This is a genomic window from Streptococcus sp. 2022WUSS037 (assembly GCF_044427225.1).
GTDB lineage: Bacteria > Bacillota > Bacilli > Lactobacillales > Streptococcaceae > Streptococcus.
The window spans coordinates 104996-114087 of record NZ_JAOTGJ010000004.1 but is presented as its reverse complement, the minus strand read 5'-3'; the positions used below and the strand labels follow the sequence as shown (position 1 = coordinate 114087).

Annotated in this window: 8 protein-coding genes; all 8 read right to left on the bottom strand. The window is 40.2% G+C overall.

Features of this window, described 5'->3' with window-relative positions; all coding sequences use genetic code 11:
* Nucleotides 1–174 precede the first annotated feature (174 nt).
* The 8 genes from tpiA to ODU55_RS03355 all read right to left on the bottom strand — a co-directional run bounded on the left by tpiA (nt 175) and on the right by ODU55_RS03355 (nt 8905).
* On the bottom strand, nt 175–927 hold the full coding sequence (gene tpiA, locus ODU55_RS03390; RefSeq protein WP_004298713.1) for a triose-phosphate isomerase: 753 nt from the start codon (nt 925–927) through the stop codon (nt 175–177).
* 174 nt (nt 928–1101) lie between these two features.
* Complete coding sequence (gene tuf, locus ODU55_RS03385) at nt 1102–2298, bottom strand: elongation factor Tu (protein ID WP_012775011.1); 1197 nt, start codon at nt 2296–2298, stop codon at nt 1102–1104.
* 291 nt (nt 2299–2589) lie between these two features.
* A complete protein-coding gene (locus ODU55_RS03380) occupies nt 2590–3543 on the bottom strand; it encodes an anti sigma factor C-terminal domain-containing protein (protein ID WP_398581875.1) in 954 nt (317 codons plus the stop codon).
* Complete coding sequence (locus ODU55_RS03375; RefSeq protein ID WP_398581877.1) at nt 3530–4033, bottom strand: RNA polymerase sigma factor; 504 nt, start codon at nt 4031–4033, stop codon at nt 3530–3532. Before ODU55_RS03375 ends, ODU55_RS03380 begins: the two co-directional genes overlap by 14 nt.
* Nucleotides 4034–4139: 106 nt before the next feature.
* Nucleotides 4140–6836 carry a phosphoenolpyruvate carboxylase gene (ppc, locus tag ODU55_RS03370; RefSeq protein ID WP_024395659.1) on the bottom strand — a complete coding sequence of 899 codons (2697 nt, stop codon included), beginning with the start codon at nt 6834–6836 and terminating at the stop codon, nt 4140–4142.
* Between the two features lie 20 nt (nt 6837–6856).
* Nucleotides 6857–8071, bottom strand: a complete 1215-nt coding sequence (ftsW, locus tag ODU55_RS03365; protein ID WP_011922075.1) for a cell division peptidoglycan polymerase FtsW — start codon at nt 8069–8071, stop codon at nt 6857–6859.
* 136 nt (nt 8072–8207) lie between these two features.
* Nucleotides 8208–8573 (bottom strand): DUF4430 domain-containing protein, encoded by a 366-nt coding sequence (locus ODU55_RS03360; RefSeq protein ID WP_398581874.1) that lies wholly within the window; start codon nt 8571–8573, stop codon nt 8208–8210.
* Nucleotides 8570–8905, bottom strand: coding sequence for a preprotein translocase YidC (locus tag ODU55_RS03355; RefSeq protein WP_398581873.1), 336 nt, complete (start codon nt 8903–8905; stop codon nt 8570–8572). The genes ODU55_RS03360 and ODU55_RS03355 overlap by 4 nt, the downstream gene beginning before the upstream one ends.
* Nucleotides 8906–9092: the final 187 nt, after the last annotated feature.

Genomic DNA, 9092 nt, shown 5'->3' with positions numbered 1-9092 from the left:
AGAGTGAAAAACTTTCTTTGTGAACATCCATTCCGATGAAAAGTGTGGTAAAATGAAACATATAAGACCTCCAATTGAGTGTGGTAATTCCTGTTAGAAGTTGATTGTTTTTTTATTCTAGTGTACAGGTAAATCCACGAATTCTCAACTGGGGGTCTTTACATATTGTCTATATTAAAAGTTCAACAATGCCAAAAAGCTTTCTGCTTCAAGTGAAGCACCACCAACAAGTGCACCGTCAACGTCTGGACAAGCCATGTATTCAGCAACGTTTGATGGGTTTACAGAACCACCGTATTGAACACGAACTTTGTCTGCAACTTCTTGACCGAAATCAGCAGCAACAACGTCACGAACAGCTTTACACATGTTTTGTGCATCATCTTTAGTAGCTGATTTACCAGTACCGATTGCCCAGATTGGCTCATAAGCAATAACAAGTGATGCTACTTGTTCAGCAGTCAAGTCTTTCAAAGCTGCAGAAACTTGTGCACCTACAAATTCTACTGCTTTACCAGCTTCGTAAGTTTCAAGTGACTCACCACAACAGATGATTGGAGTCAAACCGTTACGGAAGATTGCATGAGCTTTTTTATTAATATCTTCATCAGTTTCGTGGAAGTAATCACGACGCTCTGAGTGACCGATAACAACATAGTTAACACCCATTTCAGCCAATACTTTTGGAGATGTTTCACCAGTGAAGGCACCAGCATCTTCAAAGTAGCAGTTTTGAGCAGCAACTTTCAATTCAGAATCTTTAGCGAACCACAAGAGAGCGTTCAAATCTACAGCTGGAGCTGCGATAGCAGCTTCAATTTTGTCGCCTGCAGGCAATTTTCCTGCAATTGCCTCAACGAAAGCTTGTGCTTCTTGAGGATTTTTGTTCATTTTCCAGTTACCGGCAATGATTGGTTTACGTGACATTTCACTTACCTCTTCTATATTTATTGTACAAGGTACATTATAGCATAAACTTAGCTAAGATTAAAGAATTTCTGTGCATTTTATGAATACTTACAGAAAAACTCTCTACCCGAAAGTAGAGAGTTACAATTAAGTTGTCTGACTATAATTGTTATTTCTGGGAACTCAATCGAATTAAGCTTCGATTTCTGTAACCATACCTGAACCAACAGTACGTCCACCTTCACGGATAGAGAAAGTAGTACCTTGTTCAACGGCGATTGGGTGGATCAATTCAACGTCGATAGTAACGTTATCACCAGGCATTACCATTTCAGTACCTTCTGGCAATTTGATTGAACCAGTTACGTCAGTTGTACGGAAGTAGAACTGTGGACGGTAGTTGTCGAAGAATGGAGTGTGACGTCCACCTTCTTCTTTAGTAAGGATGTAAACTTCACCTTTGAATTTAGTGTGTGGGTTGATAGAACCTGGTTTAGAGATAACTTGACCACGTTCGATTTCATCACGTTGTACACCACGAAGAAGCACACCAACGTTATCGCCGGCAAGACCTTCGTCAAGTTGTTTACGGAACATTTCAACACCAGTAACAACTGCTTTAGATTTTTCTTCTTGAAGACCAACGATTTCGATTTCGTCGTTGACACGAACAGTACCACGGTCGATACGTCCTGAAGCTACAGTACCACGACCAGTGATTGAGAATACGTCCTCGACTGGAAGCAACAATGGTTTGTCAGTGTCGCGTTCTGGTTCTGGAATGTACTCATCAACTGTGTTCATCAATTCCATAACGATGTCTTCGTACTTAGAGTCACCTTCAAGAGCTTTAAGAGCTGAACCTTGGATAACTGGAAGATCATCACCTGGGAAATCGTATTCTGAAAGAAGGTCACGGATTTCCATTTCAACCAACTCAAGCAATTCTTCATCGTCAACCAAGTCAACTTTGTTCATGAAGACGATAAGGTGTTTAACACCAACCTGACGTGAAAGAAGGATGTGCTCACGAGTTTGTGGCATTGGACCGTCAGTTGAAGCTACTACAAGGATCGCACCGTCCATCTGAGCAGCACCAGTGATCATGTTTTTAACGTAGTCCGCGTGTCCTGGAGCGTCGATGTGAGCATAGTGACGTTTTTCAGTTTCGTACTCAACGTGTGCAGTGTTGATAGTGATACCGCGCTCGCGCTCTTCTGGAGCAGCATCGATAGACGCATAGTCTTTAGGTTGGTTAACTGATGAAGGCAAGCGACGTGCCAATACAGTTGTGATAGCTGCTGTCAAAGTAGTTTTACCGTGGTCAACGTGTCCAATTGTACCAATGTTAACGTGTGGTTTACTACGATCGTATTTTTCTTTTGCCATTTTGGTAAAAGCCTCCAATAAAATATATTTTATAGATAGACAGTAGGCAATACAGTCTAACTTTACCTTACTATTCTATCAAATTGTAGCAGAAATGCAAGCATTTTCTATCGTTTTTTAATTTATTGCCGTTTCCTGCTGGCTTTCCTCCCTCTTTCAAGCTGAACAGTCTGCTTTTCTTTTGAAGCCTTCAGGGGAGAAATGTCACAGAAGATAGAAACAAACGACCTGCTCTGCTTTTTCCAAAAGCACCTCCTGATCAATCAGGCATCCTTGCTACTTCTCCCACAGTCAATAATATGGTTGGTTTTGGACGGAGGCTCCGATACTAGAAGCATAGATCCAGTCCTTGCCTTCCAACTGAGCAAAGTCTTCTGCTTTTCCTGTCAGGATAATGCCTGCGAACTCCAACTGATCAATCTCTTCTTGTTTGGTAAAGTCGGTGTTACCAAACTTATCAACAAAGGCTTGCAAGTCATCCACTGGTATGTCCAAATACTGCGCTCGTTTCTGATCTCCCGATTCTAAGAACTCTTTCATAAAGTCCATACCTGTCATATAGTCTTCTGGCATGGCCGAAAAGACCAGTTGAATATCCTCTGGCTCTAATCCCAAAAGTTGCTCTGGACGATAGTAATGGGTACTCTGCTTTCCTTCTGTCCCTATCCAATACCAATTTTGCTTGAGGTTGCTAGGAATCATCTCCTTGATTTTTGCCAAGCTGTACTTCTTATCAAAGGAAATAGCCACTTCTACTAGTTGACCGCTCATTTCTCTTAGATATGGTAATTCTTCAGCAATCTCTGACTCACTCCACACAATCTGATTCTTATTGTAAAAAACGGGTACCTTGGTATTGGTTGTATGATCATATAGGTATTTGAAAGTATTCCCAGGTATATGCTGGGCAAAGTCATAATGACTATCAAACAGGTCATAGTAAATTTCGTGCTGACCAAAAGCCATTGGAACACCGTCTAAATCCTTGTACAAATCGAAGTAGAGCTTTCCAGATACATAACTCGTGCTTTGGATTTTAATGCCATCATGATTTATATTTGGATAGGCGATTTCCATTAGCATCGTTTGTTCCCACACCTCACGACCTTCTCGTGCACCGACAATTATTTTTACGGTTTGAACGCCAATCAATAATAATATAAAACCGATGAGCGATGATAGCCCTATTGTTTTCCATAAATTTTTCCGCTTACTCTTTTTTGTCACTTCTTCAAAAGTCTTCATAGTCGTATCCTCTCTCTTCTAGTATTTTCCTCAACTGCTTGCGTCCGCGGTAAAGGATAATTTTCACCCAACTTTGACCAGTCCCTAAGATATGGGCAACTTCTTTGACACTCATATCTTGAAAATAATAGAGGTCAATCACTTGCTGGTATTTTTCTGGCAGGTCTGCAACTGCTTGATAGAGCTCATCATGCCCCTCTTGGTCATAGATCAAAAAATTTTCAGGTCTAAAAAACTCCTTTTGTAAAATTTCATGGTAGCGCTTGTCTCTCCTGTATTTGTCAATGTAAGCCCGAACTGCAGAACGGTAAAGCCAAGCTCTTAGTTTTTCGAAAGGAAGGACAATATCAGATTCAAGCAATTTGACCAATACATCTTGGGCAATATCCTGACTGTCAGCTGGACTGGCTCCTGATTTTTGCAGATAGTAGGAAATCTCATCAGCAATACCAATGACTTCTTTTTCATATTGATCCAGTTTGATACTTATCTCCTCCTTTCACTAATAAAACGAATGAATTGACGATTGGTTACACCTTTCTGATATTATTATACATAAAAAAAACAACCTCCAAAGAAGTTGTTTTGTAGTGGTATTAACCTGAGTTGCGCAAACCTGTCGCCACACCATTGATGGTAATATGAATGAGATTCTCTTGTTCTTTGCTCAATTCTCCACGACGAAGACGATGAATTAATTCAATCTGAATATAGTTGAGCACATTGAAATAAGGCATGCGATAATCAAGACTGGCTTTTAGGAACGGTAGTTCTGCTAAAAGCTCATCATTTTGCTCGATTGATAAAATGATTTCTTTGGTCAACTGCCATTCATCTAAAATGACATGGAAGATATTTCGTACCTCTTCGCTTTCACACATTTTAGCATATTCAAATGCGATATTCATATTGGATTTAGACAATACCATATCCACGTTTGATAGAAGTGAACGGAAGAATGGCCAAGATTCGTACATTTTTTGTAACTTAGACAAATTATCAGGATGCTTATCGATAAAGCGTTTGAAACTTGAACCAACTCCATACCAACCTGGCAACATGACACGGTTTTGTGACCAGGAGAATACCCATGGAATCGCACGCAAACCACCAATTTCTGTGATGGTTTTTCGAGCCGCTGGACGTGAGCCAATGTTCAGGCTTGATACTTCACGAATTGGACTAGCGGCAAAGAAATAATCATAAAAATGTGGATTATTGAACACAAGATCTCTATAAATACGATAGCTATCTGATACAATCTCATCCATGGTTTCGCGATAGCCATCGATTTCATTTGGATCGGTAATCATTTGTGTGACCATACGGTCAAGCGTTGCAGATACCAGCATTTCTAAATTATAGTAGGCTGCGTCTTTGTTACCGTATTTATTGCCTATCACTTCGCCTTGTTCTGTCAAACGAAGCCGGTCCTTGATAGAACCAAATGGCTGAGATGTAATCGCATCGTAGGAAGGACCACCACCACGACCAACAGTACCTCCGCGACCGTGGAAGAAGGTGATGTTTACTCCGTAGTCTTGACCGATTTGCGTCAATTCATTCTGTGCTTTGTAGAGTGTCCAGCCGGAGGATAGGTAGCCACCATCCTTGTTGGAATCTGAGTAGCCAAGCATGATTTCTTGGTAGTATTTATTGCCTGCAATCCAACGTTTCGCTAAATCTAATTGCAGATATTGACGCATGGTATCAGGTGCATTATCTAAGTCCTCGATTGTCTCAAAAAGTGGAACAATCTGAACACGGGCCTTATCGACATCTACTAGACCAACTTCTTTTAATAGGACAGCTAATTCCAGCAAATCAGAAACACTCTCCGAGTGTGAAATAATATGTTGCTTGATGATTTCCTCACCTAGCTTATCTTTCAATTCACGCGCAGCAGCAAAGATAGCCAATTCTTTTTCTAATTGTTCTGACTTTGGTACGTGCGTTGCAGAAAGAATGCGTGGATCAGTTTCCAACTGTTTCAAAAGAACATGGCATTTAGCTTCCTCAGATAAACTGGAGTAGTCTTCTACGATACGGGCAGAAGCCAATAGTTCCGCAACACTTGCTTCATGAATAGAAGAGTCTTGGCGCATATCGATACTAGCTAGGTAGAAACCAAACGCTTCAACCGCTTCAAGCAATTCTGTAAAATCACCTTTCAATAGCGCCATAGATTTATTTTCGACCAAAGATTGTTTGATGGCTAATAAATCAGCTTTAAACTCGGCTACATTACTATAGCGAACATCTGACGGCTTATTGTGAACTAGATAATCTCTTGTATTTGCAAGTTTCATCTGAATATAGTGAAAAGCACGACGATAAGGCTCATTTTCACGGTAGACAGAACTATCTTCAGATAAATCCGCCAGCATCTTAACCGCTGTAGATACATTTACAATGGAAGTCGAGAGCGAAAAATTCCGATAGAGTTTATAGAGTTGCTCATCGTAATAATTCATAATAACTTCACACTGAGTCAAGGCTGACAGCTTCAAGGTCTCTGCAGTAACAAATGGATTTCCATCACGGTCTCCCCCGATCCACATCCCCATTGTAATTGGACGAGGATTATTTAAGACGATTCCTTTCTCAGCGGCCAAACGTTTGTATTCCCGCTGCAACTTAGTGACAGCCTTAATAAAGGAAGAATTGTAATACTCCATAACGTTTGTGATTTCGTTGGTTACCTTCAACTTCTTCTCACGAATCATATCCGTCTGCATGATAATTTCAATGTAACAACGGAGCTCATCTTCCCATTTGTTTTTATTGAGCAAGCCCAATTTTACATCGCGATAACGACGAAGCAACTCATGAATATGCTTGGTTAAATCAAGCATAGACTGGCGTTGAACCTGAGTAGGATGGGCTGTCAAGACTGGAACAACATTCAACTTTTCAAGGATTTCAGCTGCATTTTCTTGTTTGGAAACCATATCAATTGTTGTTGAAATCTTGCCAAGATAATCTTGATCAATATTGTTTTGATGGTTGATTTCATAGGCCAAGTCAACATCTTCTGATATATTAATCAAAAGTGGCAAAACAGCAAAGTATCTAGAAATAACTGCTAGTTCATCATTATTCAACTGACTGATAATAGCAATCAATGCCTGATAATCATCCTGACGAGACAATTGAGATAATTCTACAATTTTAGCAAAAGTCTCTGCAGGCATCATTTGGGCTGCTACTTCTTCCAAAATAGATGTTAGAATCGTTACTTCTTCACGGATTGCTTCCTTGTTGTTATAGTTTTCTAATTTTTGAATAGCCATCTCCTACCTCTTTCCTATCTCTAAATTAGCGTACGCTCTATTTCTTCTTCAATTAATCGACGTTTTTCACTAGCATCAATATTCAGAACAAACCCTATCCCGATGGAAATAATCAAAAGACTCGATCCCCCCTGTGACAAGAAGGGGAAAGTTACCCCCGTTGCAGGAATAATTCCTGAAATTCCTCCGATATTGACAAATGTTTGAATCAGAAGCATACCTGCCATTCCAAGTGCCATCATCGCATTAAATGGACTACGAGCACGGACGCCTACAATAATAATTCGAATAATCAAAAAGAACAATAAGGCTAGAATTAAACTAGCTCCGACAAAACCGAGTTCTTCAATGACAATCGAAAACGCAAAGTCGGTGTGGGCCTCTGGTAGATACCCCTTTTTCTCAATCGAATTTCCCAAGCCACGTCCAAGCCATCCACCGTTACTCATCGCATAGTAAGAATGAGTCAATTGAAGACCTGAGTTGGTGGCATTACCAAATGGATCAAAATAGGCCGCAAAACGACGAGCAATATAACCAAAGAGCGGAATTTTTTCCACCGTTTCTACACCCAAAATACGAATCGTTCCTAGAATAACTGTTGAGGCGGCCACAATTCCCAAAACCGCTGTTGAAAACCAGCGATAGGCAATCCCACTCACACTGATCATCACGACCATAATCAGCACAATAATCGTCGCATTCCCCAAGTCTGGCAGTGTCGCAACTAGACCAAGGAGGAGCAGACTGACCACCCGCCAATCTGTAAACTCTTTCGGAATCCAACTTCCTTTAATCAACGATACATAGTCATAAGTCCGAATATCCGCCTGTTGTTTTGCAAACTCATGTGCCAGATACCAGATGATAATTAATTTCAAATATTCTGCCGGCTGCAAGGTTCCTGCGATCGGCAGAGGAATCCAGCCATGAGCCCCGTTAATCGGAGGAAACAACCGAGAGATAGCTAACAGAAATACTTCTACCAAAATAACCGAATAGATAACAGCTTTCTTGCGTAGAAAACTTAATTTCATACGATAAATCGTATAGATTGCTACCAAGCTGACAATCCAGAATCCTGCCTGGTTAATCACTGTTCTAAATGGATTTCCACCATTAATAATTTGCGTAGCACTGGTTGTCGAATAGACCATGACCAACCCAATCACCGATAAGATGAGATAGGGAATCAGTATAGAGTAATTCAACAACTGGCGTTTGTCAATCTTCATTGCTTATCCAACCTTCTTCGAGTATAGCTCTTATTATAGCATACTTTGTATAAAAATACTTATCACTTTCTAAGTTGCTCTGCAAACATTCGGAACTAACTTTTGTCGACAAGAAAAAGGCCGAAGCCTTTCATATCTATTCAAATGTTTCAAGATAAAATTCAATTTCATCCCCATTCGCAACTGTAAGGTCTTTCGCCCCTTTATCAGCCATTTGGCCATTAACTTTATACATCCAGTATGTATTGGTACTCGCATCTTGGCTAACACCATCAATTTCTGTTATCAAACCATTGTCTTCTACAATGTCATGATGTTCTTTAAGCACATCCATGACACTATCACCTTCTTCCGCAGTAACTTCCTGACGATTCTCTTTGTCCTTGGTTGTAATCTGCAAAGTGACTTCAATAGTAGAGTTACTCTGTTTCTCAGTAGTGTTTGTACAAGCAGCCAAGAAGAGCGAGAAGACAACCGTCAACATAAGACTAATTTTTTTCATTTATAAAATCTCCTAAAAATATAATCAATAATTGGATAAAACAAAACTGTTGAAGCAGCGTGTAAACTATCAAAGACTAGACCATTAAGCCAGAAGACGATAGGGGAAATCCCAAACTGTGTAGCAGATAAAAAACTTATCGTTAGCCCATACAAAAAGACAAGAAGCCCCGCCAGAAGACTCTGTAGCCACAAGGGAATGTTCTCTTTTTTGATAAAAGGACCGATTGCCAACCACCATATAAATTGGATAAAAGCCAAACTAAGAACTTGCCACAAAACAACTGTGCCAAATCCAAATAGCAAGCCACTCCCTACCATCACTAGTATCATCAATATCCAGCTCTCCAGCAAACTGAAATAGGACAGAACAATGAGGAAAATAGCCGTGAGAGGCTTTATATTGGGAAATGGCCCAAAAACCACCCTTAAAACAATCGTCAAAGAGGACAGAACAACTAGCTGACTAACACGTCTTACTTTTTCACTTTTGTCATGCATACCAATTTAGCCTACCCTA

Excerpts from the sequence above, each read along its gene's own strand:
- tpiA (WP_004298713.1), bottom strand. The coding sequence starts at position 927 with ATGTCACGTAAACCAATCATTGCCGGTAACTGGAAAATGAACAAAAAT.
- tuf (WP_012775011.1), bottom strand. The coding sequence starts at position 2,298 with ATGGCAAAAGAAAAATACGATCGTAGTAAACCACACGTTAACATTGGT.
- ODU55_RS03380 (WP_398581875.1), bottom strand. The coding sequence starts at position 3,543 with ATGAAGACTTTTGAAGAAGTGACAAAAAAGAGTAAGCGGAAAAATTTA.
- ppc (WP_024395659.1), bottom strand. The coding sequence starts at position 6,836 with ATGGCTATTCAAAAATTAGAAAACTATAACAACAAGGAAGCAATCCGT.
- ftsW (WP_011922075.1), bottom strand. The coding sequence starts at position 8,071 with ATGAAGATTGACAAACGCCAGTTGTTGAATTACTCTATACTGATTCCC.
- ODU55_RS03360 (WP_398581874.1), bottom strand. The coding sequence starts at position 8,573 with ATGAAAAAAATTAGTCTTATGTTGACGGTTGTCTTCTCGCTCTTCTTG.
- ODU55_RS03355 (WP_398581873.1), bottom strand. The coding sequence starts at position 8,905 with ATGATACTAGTGATGGTAGGGAGTGGCTTGCTATTTGGATTTGGCACA.